Genomic DNA, 17,099 nt, shown 5'->3' with positions numbered 1-17,099 from the left:
ATGAGCAAGCCGGTCCCGACCACGCGCGCCGATTACGCGCACTTCCTGCCGATCAGCACGCGCTGGTCGGATAACGACGTCTACGGCCACATCAACAACGTCGTCTACTACAGCTACTTCGATACGGTCGTGAACGAGTATCTGCTGCGCGCGGGCGTGCTCGATTTCAGCGAGGGCGCAACCATCGGCCTCGTCGTCGAGACGCGCTGCAATTTCTTCGCGCCGGTCGTGTTTCCCGAACCGATCGAGGCGGGCTTGCGCGTCGAGAAGCTCGGCAATACGAGCGTGCGCTACGAAGTCGCGATCTTCACGCAAGGCGCGGACGAAGCCGCCGCGCAGGGGCATTTCGTGCATGTCTACGTGGATCGCGTGACGCGCAGGCCGGTACCGTTGCCCGCGCCGCTCGTCGATGCGTTGAAGCCGCTCATCACCGGCTGAGGGTCGCGTTTTGCTTCAGTGGTTTTGCGTGAGTCTGCTCAACGGCGTGAGCGTGGGATTGCTGCTGTTCATGCTGTCGGCGGGACTCACGCTGATTTTCTCGATGCTCGGCGTGCTCAACTTCGCGCACGCGAGTTTCTACATGCTCGGCGCGTATGTCGGGCAGGCGCTCGCCGCGTACGGCGGATTCTGGTTCGCGCTCATCTGTGCGCCATTGATCGTTGGCGTTGCCGGGGCCTTGTTCGAGCGCCTGCTATTGAGGCGCGTCCATGCGCGCGGCGCGCTCGCCGACATGCTGCTGACCTTCGGCGCGGCCATCGTCATCGGCGAGGGCGTGAAGCTCGTCTGGGGACTCGGGCCGTTGCCCGCCGCCGTTCCGCGCGTGCTCGACGGACCGCTTTTCATGCTGTACGGCGCATCGTTCGCGCGCTATCGCGTGTTCATGATGACGGTCGCCGTCGTCATGCTCGGCGCGCTGTGGCTCGTGTTGCGTACATCGAAAACGGGGCTCATCGTGCGCGCGGCGCTTACGCATCCCGCGACCGTCGAAACGCTCGGCCACGATGTGCCGCGCGTCTTCACGATGGTCTTCGCCGCCGGCACCGCGCTCGCCGCGCTCGCTGGCGTGATCGGCGCGCCGCTCGCCGTCATCGAACCGGCGATGGCCGATGCGATGGGCCCGATCGTGTTCGTCGTCGTCGTGATCGGCGGGCTCGGATCGCTCGGCGGCGCGCTCGTCGCGTCGCTTCTGATCGGCTGCGTCCAGACCTTCGCGGTCGGCGCGAGCGCGACGGCGGGCGGCATCGCGGCATCGCTCGGCGTGACCTTGCCGCCTGCGTGGAGCGCGTTGACGGTCGCGCAACTCGCGCCCGTGCTGCCATATCTGCTGCTCGTCGCGATGTTGGCCGCGCGGCCGCGCGGGCTTTTCGGCGAGCGCACGCGCGATGCTTAAGGTCTTCATCGCGCTGATCGTCGCGCTCGCGCTGCCGCCGCTCGTCGTCGATCAATCGTGGCTGCTCGCGTATCTCGCGCAGACGGCGACGCTCATCGTCCTCGCGCTTTCGTACAACCTGTTGCTCGGCGAGACGGGTTTGCTCTCGTTCGGGCACGCGGTCTATTCGGGTCTCGGCGCGTTCGCCGCCGCGCATGCGTTCGCTCGATTCGGCGTGCCGTTGCCGTTACTGCCGATGATCGGCGGATGCGCGGCGATGCTCGTCGCGGTCGTTTTCGGCGCGATTTCGACGCAGCGCGCGGGCACGTCCTTCGCGATGATCACGCTGGGCTTGAGCGAGCTCGTCGCCGCATGCGTGTGGCTCGTGCCGGGGTGGTTCGGCGGCGAAGGCGGCGTGACGATCGATCGCGGGAGCGGGCCTTCGTTCTTCGCGATGACCTTCGGGCCGCCGCGCGAGGCGTATGCGTTGATCGCGTGCTGGTGCGTGATATCGGCGGTCGCGATGTTCGCGTTTTCGCGCACGCCGATGTGCCGTCTCGCCAACGCCGTGCGCGACAATCCCGCGCGCGCCGCCGCGATCGGCTTCGCGCCCGCGCGCGTGCGCTTGCACGTGTTGATCGTGTCGGCGTTTTTCGCGGGCATCGCGGGCGTGCTGGCGTTGATCAACGTCGAGCTGGTGTCGTCGGAGAGCGTCGGTCTTGCGCGCTCGACGAGCGCGCTCGTCGCGACCGTCATCGGCGGCGCGGGCACGTTCGCCGGGCCGGTCGTCGGCGCGGTGCTGCTCACGTTCTTCAGCGTCGGGCTCGCGAGCGTCAGCACCGCGTGGCCGATGTATCTCGGGCTCTTGTTCATGGGGGTCGTCGTGGCCGCGCCGGAAGGCGTCGCGGGCCTCGTTCGGCGCGATGCGCGGTCCTTGTGCATCGGCATGCTGAGCGCGATCGCGTGGGGCGTCGCGGTCGTCGTGCCGGTCGAAGCGCTTTACGCCGGACGAACCGATGCACGCGCGTGGTTCATCGCGTTGCCGTGCGCGTTGCTGGGCTTGTGGCTCGCGCGACGCACGAGGACCGCGCGATGAACGCGGCGCTCGAATTGCATGGCATCGTCAAGCGCTTCGGCGTGACGCGCGTACTGCGCGGCGTCGACTTGCAGGTCGCTGCGGGCGAGCGGCACGCGCTCATCGGACCGAACGGCGCGGGCAAATCCACACTCTTCGATCTGATCTCGGGACGCACGCGGCCCGACGATGGACGCATCGTCGCGAGCGGAATCGATATCACCGGCAAGCCGCCGCAACGCGTATCGCGCTCGCTTGCCCGCAGCTTTCAGACGACGAGCGTGTTCGGCGGCTTGTCCGTGTTCGAGAACCTGCGTTGCGCGGCGCTCGGCGCGGCATCGTCGCGGCTTGTCGATCGATGGCTGCCTTCGCGACGAATCGACGAACGCGCGCACGCGATGCTCGATGCCATCGGCCTTGCCACGCGCGCCGACGAACTCGCGGCACGCCTGACGTACGCGGAGCAACGCGCGCTCGATCTGGGCATCGCGCTTGCCACCGATGCGCCGCTGATCTTGCTCGACGAGCCCACCGCCGGCATGAATCGCGCGGAGGCGACTCGCGCGCTCGAACTGATTCGCGCGACGACGGAAGGGCGCACGCTGCTCGTCATCGAACATGACATGGATGCGGTTTTCGGCCTCGCGGATCGCATTTCGGTGCTCGTGCAAGGGCGCGTGATCGCCACCGATACGCCCGCTGCGATACGCGCGAATCGCGCTGTTCAGGACGCGTATCTCGGTGGAGTCGCGTCATGAAGGCGCAGTTGCGTATCGACGATTTGCGCGCGTGGTACGGCGCGGCGCAAGTGCTGCACGGCGTGCACCTGTGCATTGACGAAGGCGAAGCGGTGGCGCTTGTCGGCCGCAACGGATCGGGACGATCGACGCTCGCGAAAGCCATCATGGGACTCGTGCGATGCGCGGGCGACATGCGCTATCGCGATGTTCAGCTCGTCGGCTTGAGGGCGCATCGCATCGCGCGGCTGGGCATTGGTTACGTGCCCGAAACGCGCGATGTGTTCCCTGCGCTCACGGTGCGCGAAAATCTCGTGCTGGGCGAAAGGAAGGGCACGCGTTTTGCGTTGCGCGATGCGTATCGGCTGTTTCCCGTGCTCGAAGAACGCGCGTCGGTGAAGGCGGGCGCGCTGTCGGGCGGCGAGCAGCAGATGCTCGCGCTCGCGCGCACGTTGACGGGCGATCCGTCGCTGGTCGTCATCGACGAACCGGGCGAAGGGCTCGCGCCGCAAGTGCTCGCGCAAGTGGCCGCGTGTCTCGCGATGCTGCGCAACCGCGGCGTCGCGACGCTGCTGATCGAAGAGCGATTGACGATCGCGCGCACGCTCGATGCGCGCGTCGCGGTCATGGGGCATGGGGCGATACAGTTCGATGGGACGATCGAGACGCTCGCGCGCGATGAAGCGATCTCGCGGCAATGGCTGTCGGTCGGTGGCACGTTCGATTCGAGTTAATATGCCTGAAGTTCCTGCGTATGCAGGCAGCGAAGCACGGTCGCTCGATGGAGGAAGAGGCTCGCGACATTCTGCGGACAGCTCTTTGGACAGAACCGGGGCAAGGAAAGAATCTTGTCGAATCGATTCGTGGCCGCATCGATCCGCTTGGCGGAGTCGAGTTGGAGCTTCCCAAGCGCGAGGCGATTTGTAACCCGTCGGGGTTCGATGACTGATCGTTCTGGATACCAACGTCCTTTCCGAGTTGCTGCGTCCGGCGCCGGAACAGCGCGTTTTGACATGGCTCGCCAACGAGCCGCGTTCGGCACTGTTCACCACGACTGTCACGCGTGGAGAAATTCTCCATGGAATATGGTCGATGGCCGCAGGTATCAGGCGGCAGCGCCTATGGGACGCCACGCGGATCATCTTCAGTGAAGATTTCGCTGGCCGTCTGCCGAGTTTCGATAACGATGCAGCCGATGCGTACGCGGAAATCGCTGCGTCGAGAAAGAGCATCGGCACCCATTAGTCAGTTCGACGCGATGATCTTCGATCCCTGGAACGCGTAGTGCAGCGAATGCCGCGACATGCGGCATTCGCCTTCCCGCTCGCTTAACCCTGCGCCTTGCTATCCCTCTCCACGATCCACTCATGCTTCGGATCGTTCTTGAAGTGCCACGTCCGCTTGTCGCCGGCCATCACGTTCAGATAGTAGTTATCGTAGCCATACGGCACGACCACCGGATGATACCCACGCGGCACCATGACGACATCGTGATCCTCGACGGCCATCGTTTCATCGAGATCGCGTTCATCGGTATAAACGCGCTGAAACGCGAATCCTTGCGGCGGATTCAGTCGATGGTAATACGTCTCTTCGAGCGAGCTTTCGACGGGCACATTGTCCTGATCGTGCTTGTGCGGCGGATAGCTCGACGCATGTCCGCCCGGCGTGCGCACTTCCACGACCAGCAACGACTCGGCATCTTCCGTTTGCGGAAGAATGTCGCACACGTAGCGCGTATTCGCGTTCTTGCCGCGCGTCGAGCGCTTCATCTGCGATGGCTCGATGAGACGCGGCGGAAACTCGCCCTTCGCGGGCGCGCTCGCGACGCCGATCTGCGCATCGCGTTCCGCACGCACGATGGCGGCCAGCTTCGGCGGCACGTAGACGGCATACGGCGCGGCGTCTTCGAACACGCTGTCGCGCGAGCCGATCGACTGATAATGCTCGTCGCCCGCTTCGACGCTCACCGTGCCCGTCAACACGACGATGCAGCTTTCGCGATCCGCGTCGTAGACATGCACGACATCGCCCGCATTCAGGCGATACGCCGCGAAGCCGACGTGCTTCCAGCCCGCGGAATCGGGCGTGACGCGCGCGATGGTTTGTCCTTCGCGCGATGCTTTCACTAGCAGGCTCATGCTGCCTCCTTGAATGTTGCGTCGACGAGCGTACGCAGCGTGCGATAGCCCTTGTCGGCGTATGCGTAGCTCGGCGCGATCACCGGATCCTGTTCCGCTTCCACGACGAGCCAGCCTTCGTAATCATGCTTCGCGAGACACGCGATGATGCCCGGATAGTCGACGCAGCCGTCGCCGGGCACGGAGAACGCACCGTTGATGACCGCATCGAGAAAGCTCCAGTTGCGATTGCGCGCGAGCTTCACGATTTCGGGGCGCACGTCTTTGCAGTGGACGTGGCATACACGAGCGATGTGCTTTTGCAGCACGCTCAGGGCATCGCCGCCCGCGAACGTGATGTGTCCCGCGTCGAATAGCAGGCCGACCGAATCGTTGGTGAGCGCCATGAGGCGGTCGACGTCGGCGGGCGTTTCGACATACGCGCCCATGTGATGATGATAGGCGACGCGCACGCCGCGCGAGAGGGTGTATTCGGCGAAGCGGTTCAGGCGGTCTGCGTACTCGGTCCATTGCGCATCCGAGAAAAAGCGCGGACGTTGATAGAGCGGTTTTGGCGCGCCCTGGATCGAGTTGGCGACCTCGCCGTAGACCATTACGGTCGCGCCGTTTTGCGCGAGCAGGTCGAGATGGGGGCCCGCGGCTTCGATTTCTTCTTCTGCGCTGCGTTCTGCGAGTCGGCCTGAATACCAACCGGAGACTAGCGCTAGCTCGTACTGCGCGAGCAAGGCTTTTAGCGCTTGCGGTTCGCGAGGGAACTTGTTGCCTAGCTCGAAGCCTTCATAGCCGATCTGTTTTCCTTCCGTCAGGGCGGTGGAGAGAGGCGTCTCGCCGCCGAGCGAAGGCAGGTCGTCGTTCATCCATGACAATGGATTGATGCCGATGCGTATCTTTTTCAAAGGCATGATGTTGGGTTCTCCTTTTTGCTTTTTGCTTTCGCTTTCGCCGGATCCCGGTTTCTTAGTGGTCTATTAGCACTGCCCCTGTGCGGGGCGGCACTTACTTTCTTTGCTGCTGCAAAGAAAGTAAGCAAAGAAAGCAGCTTCCGATACGCCCGCGGTCACACGCAATTTGGGTAGTCCTCTCGTCCATCGTGGGCTGCCTAAAGAGTGCCCTCATAGGCCCCATCGGGCTTGGCTCGCGCACGGTCTGCCACATCGCACCACACAATAAACGGGCTCAGCACCAAATAGCTCCAGCCCGCTGCGCGGCCGACCGGTCAATCGGGTCCGCGCGTGCTTCTTTGCTGCCGTCTCCATCTCACTGCACTTGCCGCTCGTCGGTTTCCCTTGCAGACCCGGCGGCAGCGCGCAGCGCTGTGCCGATACCGTTTCGTGCTGAACCAGCGCGCTCAACGTTTTCGGGCGGCGGACCGTGCGCAAGCCAAGCCCGGTTGGTCCTTTGAGGGCACTCTTTAGGCGAGTGCCGCCTGGGACGAGAGAACTACCCAAATTGCGTGTGACCGCGGGCCGTGACGAGCTGCTTTCTTTGGTTACTTTCTTTGCAGCAGCAAAGAAAGTGACTGCCGCCCCGCACAGGGGCAACGCCAATAGACCGACGCGATCACAGGCTTCCATAGAAGCTCAATCAAACACTACGAGCTTTGACGGCCTGCTCATAGGCCTCACGCGCAACGACGACAGCCGCGCGATCCGACACTTCAGGAACGGCGACTTCCCACCACCATCCACCTTCCTCGGTAGTCCTCGAAGGATCCGTATCGATAGAGATGAGATAACTGCGATCCGCCGCCCGCGCGCGCTTCATCGCGACGATAAGCTCATCGATGCTGGAAACATGCTCCGCCAAAGCCCCGAGCGACCGCGCATGCATCGCGAAATCGATCTCCGGCGCCCCAAGCGCGCCCTGCTTGCAATCATCGATGAGATTGTTGAACGGCGCCCCGCCACAAGCCTGCTGCAAGCGATTGATGCACCCGAACCCGCGATTGTCGAGCAACACCACGAGCAACTTCGCGCCGAGCATCACCGACGTAGCGAGCTCGCTATTCATCATCAGATACGAGCCGTCGCCGACAATCACGATCACTTCGCGCTCGGGCCGCGCGAGCTTCACGCCCAGTCCGCCCGCGACTTCATAGCCCATGCACGAATAGCCGTATTCGACGTGATAACCGCCCGGCGCGCTGGTGCGCCAGAGCTTCTGCAAATCCGCGGGCAAAGTGCCCGCAGCACACACGACGATATCGTTGGCTGAAGAAGCATCGTCCGAGCGCTGCACCGCGCCGATCACATCGGCTTCGCGCGGCAGCTTGCCATCCGCGACGGGCGTGTTCGTCACATGCGCCACGGTCTCGCGCCATTCATTCGCGAGCCGATGCGCGCGCGTCGTCCATTGCGGCGATGCGTGCCAGTCGCCGAGCGCTTCGGACAACGCTTCCAGCGCGGCACGCGCATCCGCCTGCACGGCGAGCGCGTTCTGCTTGAGCGCATCGAACGGATTCGCATTGACCGCGACAAGCCGCGCCTGCGTGAATAGCGTGTTCGATCCGGTCGTGAAATCCTGTAGACGCGTGCCGATAGCAAGCACGCAATCGCTCGCATGCGCGAGTTCGTTCGCAGCGGTGCCGCCCGTCACGCCGATACCGCCGACGTTCAACGCATCGTCCCAGGCGAGCGCGCCTTTGCCCGCCTGCGTCTCCGCGACGGGCACGCCATGCCTGTGCGCGAACGTGCGCAACGCATCGGTCGCGAGTCCGTACAGCACGCCGCCACCCGATACGATCAACGGCTCGCGCGCTTCACGCAGCATCGCGGCGGCGCGTTCGATCTCGCGCGGAATCGGTGCCGGCGCATGAAACTCGACGGCGCGCGGCTCGAAGAACGAAGCAGGGTAGTCGTACGCCATCGCCTGCACGTCCTGCGGCAACGCGAGCGTGACCGGGCCGCATTGCGCCGCATCGGTGAGCACGCGTATCGCGCGCGGCAATGCGCTCAACAATTGCGCGGGATGCACGATGCGATCGAAGTAACGCGATACCGCCTTCAACGCATCGTTAGCGGAGACGCCGCCATCGTGACCATCCTCCACTTGCTGCAACACCGGATCGGGCGCGCGCGACACGAAGATATCGCCCGGCAACAGCAGTACCGGCAAGCGGTTCACATGCGCGAGCGCGGCCGCCGTCACGAGATTGGTCGCGCCCGGACCGATCGACGTCGTCACCGCCATCATGCGCCGCCGCATATGCGCCTTCGCATACGCGATCGCGCCATGCGCCATCGCCTGCTCGTTGTGCGCGCGATACGTCGGCAATTCATCGCGATGCCGATACAGCGCCTCGCCCATACCCGCGACATTGCCATGCCCGAAGATCGCGAACACGCCGCCGAAAAGCGGCTCGCCGTGTTCGGTGCGAAGCGCCGCGAGATAGCGCACGAGCGCTTGCGCGGCGGTCAGTCGAATGGTCGAACTCACTGCAGTCTCCGATTGCGTTGCACGCTGGTTCATGCGGCTTGCTCCTGTGTCACTCGAAGTTCTGCGCCCGAAGACGAACGCGCCTCGCGCCATGCATCGATCAGCGCTTCGAACGTGCGTCGCACGCGCGCGATCAATTCGCGGTCGTCGATCTCATTGGCGAGCCACGCATGACTCGGCTCATGAAAAATCGTGCGCCCGACGGTGAAGCCCTTGCACGTCTTCGAGGATGCCGCCGCTGCGAAGCCTTCACGCAACTGATCGACGCCCGCCGACAAGCCCAGCAACACGACGCCACGGCAATACGGATCGCGCTGCGCAATCAGCGCATCGATGGCTTGCCATTGCTTCGCGCTCATCGGTTCGAGCTTCCACCATTCCGGATAGATGCCGAGGTTGTAGAGACGCTTCAACGCACGATGCACCGTGTCGTCTTCAATCGGTGGCCCGTTCTTCGGCACGATCACTTCGAGCAGCAGTTCGTTGCCGCTTTCCTGAACGGCATCGTAGAGCGCGCGCAACTGCGCTTCCTGTTCGAGACGCACGTCATGCGGATGATCGGGGTGATATTGCACGAGACACTTCGCGACCTGCTCGCGCGGCCACTGCACGAGCGTCGTGCCGATGGAGCGGCCATGATCGAATTCGAGCGGCATCGAGCCGGGCAATTCGACCGGCCGGCCGATCCACCAGCCGCGTCCCGTCGCCGCGTTCAACGCATCTTGCCCGTAGCGATCGTCGATCAGCACGCCAATGCGTCCTTCGAGCGCGAGTTCTTTCTCCGTCTGTGCAACGGCTTCGACGAACAGGTTTTTCAACGTCGAGATGCGCGCTTCGCTCGCGCCCGTTTGCTGCGCGAGATCGAAGAACTGATTGCGATGATCGAACGCGAAGCCGAGCACTTCGTCCCATTGCTTGCGCTTCGGACTCACGCGATGCAGACGCGCGAGCTTTGCATCGCGATCGGGGCGGCGCATGCGCGCGGGGTCTTCCTTCGCCGCGGCGAGAAAGTAATCGAGCTCGGCGGGCGTGGGCATCGCGGGCGCGCAGCCGTGACGCGACACGACGAGCGCGCCGCATGCATTGGCCGTTCGCGCGCAGGCTTCGAGCGGCTCGTCGCGCAGCCATCCCGACAAGAAGCCTGAAGCGAACGCGTCGCCGGCGCCGAGCACGTTGAGCACTTCCACTTCGACGCCGCCATGAACCGGCGCATCGTCGATGGACGACGGCACCGCGCCTTCGATGATCGAACAGCCGAGCGGCCCGCGCTTCACGACGAGCGTCGCGCTCGTGACCTTGCGGACCATCGCGAGCGCATCGATCAGACGGTCCTTGCCGCCCGCGATGCGAAACTCTTCTTCCGTGCCGATGACGAGATCGATCAACGGCAGAATGCGCTGCAAATGCGCAGTGACGCCTTCATTCGCGATGAAGCGCGTCTCGCCATCCGCCTTGCCCGTGAGACCCCACAAGACAGGCCGATAGTCGATGTCGAGAATCGTGCGAACGTCGTTGCTTCGCGCGTAGTCGAGCGCGCGACGGCTCGTGCGGTTCACCTGTTCCGTCGAGAAGTGCGTGCCCGTAATGAGCAGCGCCTTCGATGACGCGATATACGCTTCATCGAAATCCTGTTCGTCGACGGCCATGTCCGCGCAGTTCTCGCGATAGAACACGAGCGGAAACGTGTCGCGGTCTTCGAGGCCGAGCAGCACGAGCGCGGTGAGCCGGTCACGATCGATGCGAACGTGACTCACATCGCAGCCTTCGCGTTCGAGCGTCTCCGTGAGAAAGCGCCCCATGTGATCGTTGCCGACGCGCGCGAGCATCGACGCATTCAGCCCGAGCCGCGCGCAGCCGAACGCGATGTTCGCCGACGAGCCGCCGAGATACTTCGCGAACGTCGATACATCTTCGAGCCGCGCGCCGACATTCTGCGCATAGAGATCGACGGCGAGGCGGCCGAGACACACGATATCGCGCGTGCGATCCGGCGCGAAGCGAGAGGGATTTTGCGTTGGCATGGATTCAATGTCCTCAGATCGTCGCGCCTTCGAGTTCGGTCATCATCTGCTGCATTTCTGCGCCGCCCGCCATCATGTCGAGCACTTCGTTCTTGCTGATGTTGTCCTTGGTGAACGTGCCCATCGAGCGGCCGCGATTGAGCAGCGTGAACGAATCGCCGATCGGATAGGCATGGTGAACGTTGTGCGTGATGAAGATCACCGAGATGCCTTTTTCGCGCGCCTTGTGGATGAGCTTCAACACATTGAAGCTCTGCTTCACGCCGAGCGCGGCGGTCGGTTCGTCGAGGATCAGCACGCGCGCGCCGAAGTGAATCGCGCGGGCAATCGCGAGACATTGCTTCTCGCCGCCGGACATCGTGCCGATCGGCTGATGCGGATCGCGCACATTGATGCCCATTTCGGCGAGCTTGGCGCGCGACGTTTCGGCGGCGAGATCGAGGTCCATCACGCTGATGCCGAAGCGCTTCTTTTGCGGCTCGCGTCCCATGAAGAAGTTGCGCGCCACCGATAGCAACGGCACGAGCGCGAGATCCTGATACACGGTCGCGATACCGAGATCGAGCGCTTCTTTCGGCGAGTCGAAATGCACGGGGTTGCCATCGACGAGATAGTCGCCGGAAGAGGGCTGATGCACGCCTGCGAGCGTCTTGATGAGTGTCGATTTGCCCGCGCCGTTATCGCCGAGCAGACAATGCACTTCACCGCGTTTGAGCCGCAACGTGACGCCGTTCAGCGCGATCACCTTGCCGAAGAACTTGCTGACGTTTTCGAGCGCGAGGATGTTGTCGTCTTGCATGTTCGTTGCTCCTCTCATTGAGCCTGGGACACGCGGCGGCGCACGTAGTGATTGAAGAGCACGGCGATGAGCAGCATCACGCCAAGGAACACGCGGAACCAGTCCGAGCTCACGTTCGTATAAGTGATGCCGATCTGCACGACACCGAAGATCAGGGCACCGAAACATGCGCCGACGACCGATCCGTAGCCGCCCGTCAGCAAGGTGCCGCCGATGACCGCCGCGATGATCGCTTCGAATTCCTTCTGCAAGCCGCGATCCGCCGCCGCCGAGCCGATATCGCACACTTGCAGCACGGCGAAGAGGCACGAGCAGAACGCGGTGAGCACGAAGAGCGATATCTTCACGCGCTTCACCGGCACGCCGACGTTCTTCGCGGCATTCGCATCGCCGCCGACCGCGAGAATCCAGTTGCCGTAGCGCGTCTTGGCGAGCACGAACGCGCCGACCGCCGCGAGCGCGAGCCACCAGATGATGACTTTCGGAATGCCCGGCACGAGCGGCTGGCCGCTGTCGAGCAGCTTGCCGATGCCCATGTGCGCGAGCCAGGTGAACAGGCCGTGAAACGCGACGCCATGAAAGAGCGTGTCGGCGATGGGATCGGCCTGGGCGAGATCGCCGACGCCCGAGATGATGGTGCGGTCCGCGAACATGATCGACAGCGCGAGCGTGAGGCCGCGCAGAATGAACAGGAACGCGAGCGTGACGATGAACGACGGCAGGCGCGTGCGCATGACGAGATAGCCATTCAATGCGCCGAGCAGCATCGACATGACGAACGCGAAGAGAATCGAAAGGGATAGCGGCCAATGAAAATAGACCGCCGGCAACGCGACCATCATGCCAGCGAAGCCGATCATCGAGCCGATGGACAAGTCGAACTCGCCCGCGATCATGAGCAGACACGCGCCGACCGCGAGCAGGCCGAGATAGGCGGCCACTTGCGACCAGTTCATCACGCCGTCGAGGTTGAACATCCCCGACGATCCCGCGCCGAAGCCGAACACGATGAAGACGAGCACGGTGCCGGAAATGGCCGCGAACTCCGGGCGATTCAGCAAATGACCGAACCACGACGTGTGGCGTACGCGCTCATCCGAGGGCTTGGCCTGGTCAGGTGTTTCAGCGTTGTCCTGCTGACGGTTCACGTGAGGAGGGTAGTGTTTGCCGGCTACGCCCATGATGGCTCCTTGAGACTCGATGTCGATGCGGTACCGATGCGCGCGTCGCCGCCGCGTCCGCGAACGGACGCAGCAAGGCGCGCTGAACGTCGATAAAAGCGGGCGGTGCGCGAAGCGCCGCCCGAATCAGGTCACGCCGGGATCAACGATATTGACCCGCGTACTTCACGACCTTGTCGAGATTTTCTTTGGTGATGAAACCCGGGCCCGAACGAATGTTCTTGGGTCCGTACGACGGCTGCAATCCGTAGGTTTCGAGGCGCGCCTTGAACTTCGGATTGGCTTCGAGAAGCTGACGGATCTTCGCCGGATCGGTCGTATGCTCCTTCTTCACGATCGCGAGCACGGCCACCGGGATATAGCCTTGCAGATACGGCTGCTGATCGATCGCGAACTTGATCGTGCCGTCCTTGATGGCCTTCGCGATGTCGTCCGAGAAGTCGAAAGTCACGAAATACACCTTGTTTTGCAGGCCCATTTGCGTGACGGCCTTGAGCGTCGCGGATGCGGGCGTCGGTCCGAGCGTGAGGATCGCGCCCGTATCCGGATGATTGCGCAGATACGCCGATACCTTCGACTGAATCTCGGTCGGGTCTTGTCCCGAATCGATCGTCGATGCCTTGTAGTCGATGCCGAGTGCGTCCGCGAAGCCCTTGCAGCGATCGAACGACACCGTGTTCGTCGCGATGTGATTCACGCAGACGAACGACTTCACGCCCGCGGCCTTCGCCTTCTCGCCGGCCGCCTTGCCCGCCACATATTCCGGCTGGCCGACGTGCATGATCGCGCCCAGTTGCGCGCTCTGTTCCTCGGTGCCCGAGTTGATCGTGACGAGCGGAATCTTCTTCGCCGTGACCTTGTTGATGGCGCTCTTCAGCACATCGAAGTCGGCGATGGTCGTGATGACGCCATCGTAGTTGCGCGCGGCGGCCTGCTCGATCAGGCGCGACATGTCCGCGATGTCGCCGTTCGGCGGATTGCGGTAGTCCGTCTGCACGTTGAAGTCTTCGTCGGCCTGCTTGATCGCGTTCTTGATGGTGTTCCACCAGGAATCCGAGTCCGGCGCGTGGCTGATCAGCACGAACTTCGCGTCGGGCGCCGCGTGTGCGGGACTCGCCGCCATCATCGATGCGCTGCACAACGCAGCAGCAGCCACCAGCGCGCGCAGCGCGGCCCGACCGTTGCAAATGGTCATTGTCTCCACCTATCTCGGTTGTTGTTTGGTGTGATGTTTCGCGAGCCGACCCTTCGATGTGCCGTGCTCAGGACCAAGAGTAGGTCAGTTTTCGGTGGCCTGCAATAGAAATTTCATTGGTGCGGCAAATGGAAAATACATTCCAATTTGCTTGCCGTGTTCCTATAATCGGTTCACGACGAACATCGAAAGAGCCTGTGATGGATGAGACCAGCACCGACGTGCAAAGCGTCGACGAACTGATGCAGCGGATCACCGACGCCTACGACTCGCTGCCGCGCCAGTTGAAGAGCGTCGCGACGTATATCGAGCAGCATCGGCCAAGCGTGATGATGGATCGCACGAGCGATATCGCCAACGCGTGCGGCGTGCATGCGTCGGCGGTCGTGCGGTTTGCGCAGCGCTTCGGTTTCTCCGGTTTCTCCGACTTGCAGGCCGTGTTCCGGCAGGCGTACACGGGCGCGGGCGGTTCGCAGCAGACGTATCAGCAGCGCATACGTAAGCTCATCGACGAGAAGGCGGGCGATGCGTCCGGTGTGTCGGTCGCGCGCGAGTTCATCGCGGCGAGCCGCACGGGTCTCGACGAGCTCGAAGCCGGTCTCGACGACGCGCAGTTCGAAGCCGCCGTCGAGATGCTTTCGCAGGCGGAGAACATCTACGTGATCGGCGTGCGCCGGTCGTTCGCGGTCGCGAGCTACATCGTCTATGCATTGCAGCACACGAAGAAGCGCGTGCATTTGATCTCGGGCTTCGGCGGCATGTTTCGCGAACAGGTGCGCAGCGTGAAGAAGGGAGACGTGGTGATCGCGATCAGCTTCGCGCCCTACGGCAAGGAGACGCAATATTGCGTGCGCGCCGCGCAGCATCACGGCGCGGCGACGCTCGTCATCACCGATAGCCAGCTTTCGCCGCTCGCGCGTCACGCGAGCGCGAGTCTGTTCGTGAAGGAGGGCAGCGCGTTCGCGTTTCGCTCGCTCACGAGCACCATTTGCCTGTGCCAGGCGTTGTTCATCGCGCTCGCGTACCGGCTCGAGTTGAACGTTGAGGAATCCAAGGAGACAGGTGGCTATGACGATTGATGTGGCGGTGTTTGGGGCGGGGCGCATCGGCAAGATTCACGCGGCCAATCTCGCGCGGCAACCGGGCGTGCGTCTGAAATACGTCGTCGATGTGAATCGCGACGCGGCCGCCGCGCTCGCGAAAGCGCATGGCGCGACCGTCGCCGATGTCGATGGCGCGATGGGCGATGCCTCCGTCGGCGCGACCGTCGTGTGTTCGAGCACGGATACGCACGCGGATCTGATTCTGGCGTCGGCGGCGCAGAAGAAGCATGTGTTCTGCGAGAAGCCCGTCGATCTCACGACCGAGCGTGCGCGCGCGTGCGCCGATGCTGTCGAGAAGGCGGGCGTCGTCTGCATGATCGGCTTTCAGCGTCGCTTCGATCCGACGTTCTCGGCGTTGAAGGCGCGTATCGACGCGGGCGAGATCGGCGATCCGGAAATGCTGATCGTGACGAGCCGCGATCCGGGCGCGCCGCCGGTCGAGTACATCTTGCATTCGGGCGGCATCTTCAAGGACATGCTGATTCACGACTTCGACATCTTCCGCTGGATTCTCGACGACGAAGCCGACACGCTGCACGCGACGGGCAGTTGCTTGAGCGATGCGGCCATCGCCGAAGCGGGCGATATCGATTCGACCGCGGTCACGATTCGCACGAAGCGCGGGCGTCTGTGCCAGATCAATACGGCGCGGCGCGCGGCGTATGGCTACGATCAGCGCTTCGAGCTGCTCGGCAGCGCGGGCATGCTGCAGGCGGGCAATGTGCGGCCGACGGAAGTCACCGCGTACACGTCGGCGTCGGTGTCGAGCGACAAGCCCGAGGCGTTCTTTCTCGAACGTTATCGCGCGGCGTATGCGGCGGAAATCGCGCATTTCTTCGATGCGGTCAGCAACGGCAAACCGGTGCGAACCACCGTCGCCGATGGCCTCAAGGCGCTCGAACTCGCCGAAGCGGCGACCTTGTCGTGGCGCGAGAAGCGCATCGTCAAGCTCGGGGAGAATGTCGCATGAGCGCGGTGCGCTTCGGCATCGCCGGACTGGGGCGGCTCGGGCGCCGGCATGCGGAGAATCTCGCGTGGCGCGTGCCGGGCGCGAAACTCGTCGCGGCGTGCAGTCCGGTTGTGGACGAGCGCGAGTGGGCTTCGTCGAGTCTTCCCGAGTTGTCGCTTTATGCGGATTACGATGAACTGCTCGCCGATGCCTCCGTCGATGCCGTGTGGCTCGTCACGCCGACGTCGCTGCATGCGCGGCAGATCATCGCCGCGTTGCGCGCGGGCAAGCATGTGTTCTGCGAGAAGCCGCTGTCGCTCGATCTCGCCGAATGCGACGCGGTGATCGAAGAGCACGCGCGGCATCCGCATCTGCATGTGATGATCGGCTTCGTGCGGCGCTTCGATGCGAGCTATCGCGATGCGTTCGATCGCGTCGCGAGCGGCGCGATCGGCCGGCCGTTCATGGTGCGCTCGCAGACCTGCGACAAGAACGATCCCGATGGCTTCTTCGTGCGATTCGCGCCGACATCGGGCGGGCTGTTTCTCGATTGCAGCGTGCACGACATCGATCTTGCGCGCTGGCTGCTCGGCAATCCGCGCGCGAAACGCGTGTATGCGAGCGGAACCATCGCGATTCACGAAGGCTTGCGCGAGTGCAATGACATCGACAATGGCGTGGGCACGATCGAGTTCGATGACGGACGGCTCGCGGTGCTGTATGCGTCGCGGACGATGGCGCATGGGCACGACACGCAGACGGAAGTGATCGGCACGGCGGGCGCGCTGTCGGTGGGACGCAATCCGCGGGCGAATCGCGTGGAAATCGCGGATGCGCAGGGCGTGCGCAATGCCTGCACGCCGACGTTCTTCGAGCGCTTCGAGGATGCGTTTTTGCGCGAGGCGCAGGCGTTCGTCGGGTTGCTTCGGCAAGGGCAGCCGACGGGGCTGACGCTCGACGATGCAAGAGAGGCGACGCGCATTGGTATTGCGATGCGGCAGGCTTATGAGAGTGGGCGGGCGGTGGAGTTTTGACCTCTGCGTTAAAATCGAACCTTCACGAGCGCTCCCCTCACCGGCAAACAAACGTTCAAT

At 63.5% G+C, this 17,099-nt stretch carries 17 protein-coding genes; 10 read left to right on the top strand and 7 right to left on the bottom strand.

The genetic code is table 11. The features are described 5' to 3' along the window. The 7 genes from LDZ23_RS09310 to LDZ23_RS09285 all read left to right on the top strand — a co-directional run bounded on the left by LDZ23_RS09310 (window position 1) and on the right by LDZ23_RS09285 (window position 4,426). Entirely contained in the window at window positions 1-438 is a 438-nt protein-coding gene (locus tag LDZ23_RS09310; protein WP_008341987.1) for an acyl-CoA thioesterase, read from the top strand. 70 nt (window positions 439-508) lie between these two features. Continuing rightward, on the top strand, window positions 509-1,390 hold the full coding sequence (locus LDZ23_RS09305; protein ID WP_051996832.1) for a branched-chain amino acid ABC transporter permease: 882 nt from the start codon (window positions 509-511) through the stop codon (window positions 1,388-1,390). Then, on the top strand, window positions 1,383-2,465 hold the full coding sequence (locus tag LDZ23_RS09300; RefSeq protein ID WP_244807457.1) for a branched-chain amino acid ABC transporter permease: 1,083 nt from the start codon (window positions 1,383-1,385) through the stop codon (window positions 2,463-2,465). The genes LDZ23_RS09305 and LDZ23_RS09300 overlap by 8 nt, the downstream gene beginning before the upstream one ends. Then, the gene (locus tag LDZ23_RS09295; RefSeq protein WP_244807456.1) at window positions 2,462-3,202 is read left to right on the top strand and encodes an ABC transporter ATP-binding protein; all 741 of its coding nucleotides are present in this window, start codon (window positions 2,462-2,464) and stop codon (window positions 3,200-3,202) included. Before LDZ23_RS09300 ends, LDZ23_RS09295 begins: the two co-directional genes overlap by 4 nt. Then, window positions 3,199-3,915 (top strand): ABC transporter ATP-binding protein, encoded by a 717-nt coding sequence (locus tag LDZ23_RS09290; RefSeq protein WP_244807455.1) that lies wholly within the window; start codon window positions 3,199-3,201, stop codon window positions 3,913-3,915. Before LDZ23_RS09295 ends, LDZ23_RS09290 begins: the two co-directional genes overlap by 4 nt. Beyond that, on the top strand, window positions 3,879-4,130 hold the full coding sequence (locus LDZ23_RS34975; RefSeq protein ID WP_425306883.1) for a FitA-like ribbon-helix-helix domain-containing protein: 252 nt from the start codon (window positions 3,879-3,881) through the stop codon (window positions 4,128-4,130). The genes LDZ23_RS09290 and LDZ23_RS34975 overlap by 37 nt, the downstream gene beginning before the upstream one ends. Before the next feature lie 29 nt (window positions 4,131-4,159). Next, complete coding sequence (locus LDZ23_RS09285) at window positions 4,160-4,426, top strand: PIN domain-containing protein (RefSeq protein ID WP_342346270.1); 267 nt, start codon at window positions 4,160-4,162, stop codon at window positions 4,424-4,426. Between the two features lie 83 nt (window positions 4,427-4,509). Here LDZ23_RS09285 and iolB read toward each other — a convergent pair whose 3' ends face one another. The 7 genes from iolB to LDZ23_RS09250 form a co-directional block, all read right to left on the bottom strand. Then, the gene (iolB, locus tag LDZ23_RS09280; RefSeq protein ID WP_008341974.1) at window positions 4,510-5,322 is read right to left on the bottom strand and encodes a 5-deoxy-glucuronate isomerase; all 813 of its coding nucleotides are present in this window, start codon (window positions 5,320-5,322) and stop codon (window positions 4,510-4,512) included. Next, window positions 5,319-6,224, bottom strand: a complete 906-nt coding sequence (gene iolE / locus LDZ23_RS09275; protein WP_244807453.1) for a myo-inosose-2 dehydratase — start codon at window positions 6,222-6,224, stop codon at window positions 5,319-5,321. The genes iolB and iolE overlap by 4 nt, the downstream gene beginning before the upstream one ends. Before the next feature lie 682 nt (window positions 6,225-6,906). Then, window positions 6,907-8,790: a 3D-(3,5/4)-trihydroxycyclohexane-1,2-dione acylhydrolase (decyclizing) gene (iolD, locus tag LDZ23_RS09270; protein WP_244807452.1), complete on the bottom strand. Its 1,884-nt coding sequence runs from the start codon at window positions 8,788-8,790 to the stop codon at window positions 6,907-6,909. Beyond that, window positions 8,787-10,778, bottom strand: a complete 1,992-nt coding sequence (locus tag LDZ23_RS09265; protein WP_244807451.1) for a bifunctional 5-dehydro-2-deoxygluconokinase/5-dehydro-2-deoxyphosphogluconate aldolase — start codon at window positions 10,776-10,778, stop codon at window positions 8,787-8,789. The genes iolD and LDZ23_RS09265 overlap by 4 nt, the downstream gene beginning before the upstream one ends. Window positions 10,779-10,791: 13 nt before the next feature. After that, a complete protein-coding gene (locus tag LDZ23_RS09260) occupies window positions 10,792-11,577 on the bottom strand; it encodes an ATP-binding cassette domain-containing protein (protein WP_008341966.1) in 786 nt (261 codons plus the stop codon). A 14-nt stretch (window positions 11,578-11,591) separates the two neighbouring features. Then, window positions 11,592-12,758, bottom strand: coding sequence for an ABC transporter permease (locus LDZ23_RS09255; protein WP_008341964.1), 1,167 nt, complete (start codon window positions 12,756-12,758; stop codon window positions 11,592-11,594). Window positions 12,759-12,900: 142 nt separating this feature from the next. Then, window positions 12,901-13,953, bottom strand: a complete 1,053-nt coding sequence (locus tag LDZ23_RS09250; RefSeq protein WP_008341961.1) for a sugar ABC transporter substrate-binding protein — start codon at window positions 13,951-13,953, stop codon at window positions 12,901-12,903. Between the two features lie 200 nt (window positions 13,954-14,153). Here LDZ23_RS09250 and LDZ23_RS09245 point away from each other — a divergent pair, with 200 nt between their 5' ends. From LDZ23_RS09245 to LDZ23_RS09235, 3 genes are read left to right on the top strand one after another with little or no spacing between them, the layout of a single operon-like run. Next, the gene (locus LDZ23_RS09245) at window positions 14,154-15,032 is read left to right on the top strand and encodes a MurR/RpiR family transcriptional regulator (RefSeq protein WP_008341959.1); all 879 of its coding nucleotides are present in this window, start codon (window positions 14,154-14,156) and stop codon (window positions 15,030-15,032) included. After that, the gene (iolG, locus tag LDZ23_RS09240; protein ID WP_008341957.1) at window positions 15,022-16,026 is read left to right on the top strand and encodes an inositol 2-dehydrogenase; all 1,005 of its coding nucleotides are present in this window, start codon (window positions 15,022-15,024) and stop codon (window positions 16,024-16,026) included. The genes LDZ23_RS09245 and iolG overlap by 11 nt, the downstream gene beginning before the upstream one ends. Next, a complete protein-coding gene (locus LDZ23_RS09235) occupies window positions 16,023-17,039 on the top strand; it encodes a Gfo/Idh/MocA family protein (protein ID WP_244807450.1) in 1,017 nt (338 codons plus the stop codon). The genes iolG and LDZ23_RS09235 overlap by 4 nt, the downstream gene beginning before the upstream one ends. Window positions 17,040-17,099: the final 60 nt, after the last annotated feature.

Source organism: Caballeronia zhejiangensis (assembly GCF_022879815.1).
In the GTDB taxonomy this organism is placed as follows: Bacteria; Pseudomonadota; Gammaproteobacteria; order Burkholderiales; family Burkholderiaceae; genus Caballeronia; species Caballeronia zhejiangensis.
Note: the sequence above shows the minus strand (reverse complement) of the source record. Positions and strands in the feature narration are given on the sequence as shown.

What these genes read in the sequence shown, in the direction of transcription:
- LDZ23_RS09290 (WP_244807455.1), top strand. Translation starts at nt 3,199, where the DNA reads ATGAAGGCGCAGTTGCGTATCGACGATTTGCGCGCGTGGTACGGCGCG.
- iolE (WP_244807453.1), bottom strand. Translation starts at nt 6,224, where the DNA reads ATGCCTTTGAAAAAGATACGCATCGGCATCAATCCATTGTCATGGATG.
- iolG (WP_008341957.1), top strand. Translation starts at nt 15,022, where the DNA reads ATGACGATTGATGTGGCGGTGTTTGGGGCGGGGCGCATCGGCAAGATT.
- iolD (WP_244807452.1), bottom strand. Translation starts at nt 8,790, where the DNA reads ATGAACCAGCGTGCAACGCAATCGGAGACTGCAGTGAGTTCGACCATT.
- LDZ23_RS09295 (WP_244807456.1), top strand. Translation starts at nt 2,462, where the DNA reads ATGAACGCGGCGCTCGAATTGCATGGCATCGTCAAGCGCTTCGGCGTG.
- LDZ23_RS09255 (WP_008341964.1), bottom strand. Translation starts at nt 12,758, where the DNA reads ATGGGCGTAGCCGGCAAACACTACCCTCCTCACGTGAACCGTCAGCAG.
- LDZ23_RS34975 (WP_425306883.1), top strand. Translation starts at nt 3,879, where the DNA reads ATGGCTGTCGGTCGGTGGCACGTTCGATTCGAGTTAATATGCCTGAAG.
- LDZ23_RS09260 (WP_008341966.1), bottom strand. Translation starts at nt 11,577, where the DNA reads ATGCAAGACGACAACATCCTCGCGCTCGAAAACGTCAGCAAGTTCTTC.
- LDZ23_RS09305 (WP_051996832.1), top strand. Translation starts at nt 509, where the DNA reads ATGCTGTCGGCGGGACTCACGCTGATTTTCTCGATGCTCGGCGTGCTC.
- LDZ23_RS09310 (WP_008341987.1), top strand. Translation starts at nt 1, where the DNA reads ATGAGCAAGCCGGTCCCGACCACGCGCGCCGATTACGCGCACTTCCTG.
- LDZ23_RS09250 (WP_008341961.1), bottom strand. Translation starts at nt 13,953, where the DNA reads ATGACCATTTGCAACGGTCGGGCCGCGCTGCGCGCGCTGGTGGCTGCT.
- LDZ23_RS09300 (WP_244807457.1), top strand. Translation starts at nt 1,383, where the DNA reads ATGCTTAAGGTCTTCATCGCGCTGATCGTCGCGCTCGCGCTGCCGCCG.
- LDZ23_RS09235 (WP_244807450.1), top strand. Translation starts at nt 16,023, where the DNA reads ATGAGCGCGGTGCGCTTCGGCATCGCCGGACTGGGGCGGCTCGGGCGC.
- LDZ23_RS09265 (WP_244807451.1), bottom strand. Translation starts at nt 10,778, where the DNA reads ATGCCAACGCAAAATCCCTCTCGCTTCGCGCCGGATCGCACGCGCGAT.
- iolB (WP_008341974.1), bottom strand. Translation starts at nt 5,322, where the DNA reads ATGAGCCTGCTAGTGAAAGCATCGCGCGAAGGACAAACCATCGCGCGC.
- LDZ23_RS09245 (WP_008341959.1), top strand. Translation starts at nt 14,154, where the DNA reads ATGGATGAGACCAGCACCGACGTGCAAAGCGTCGACGAACTGATGCAG.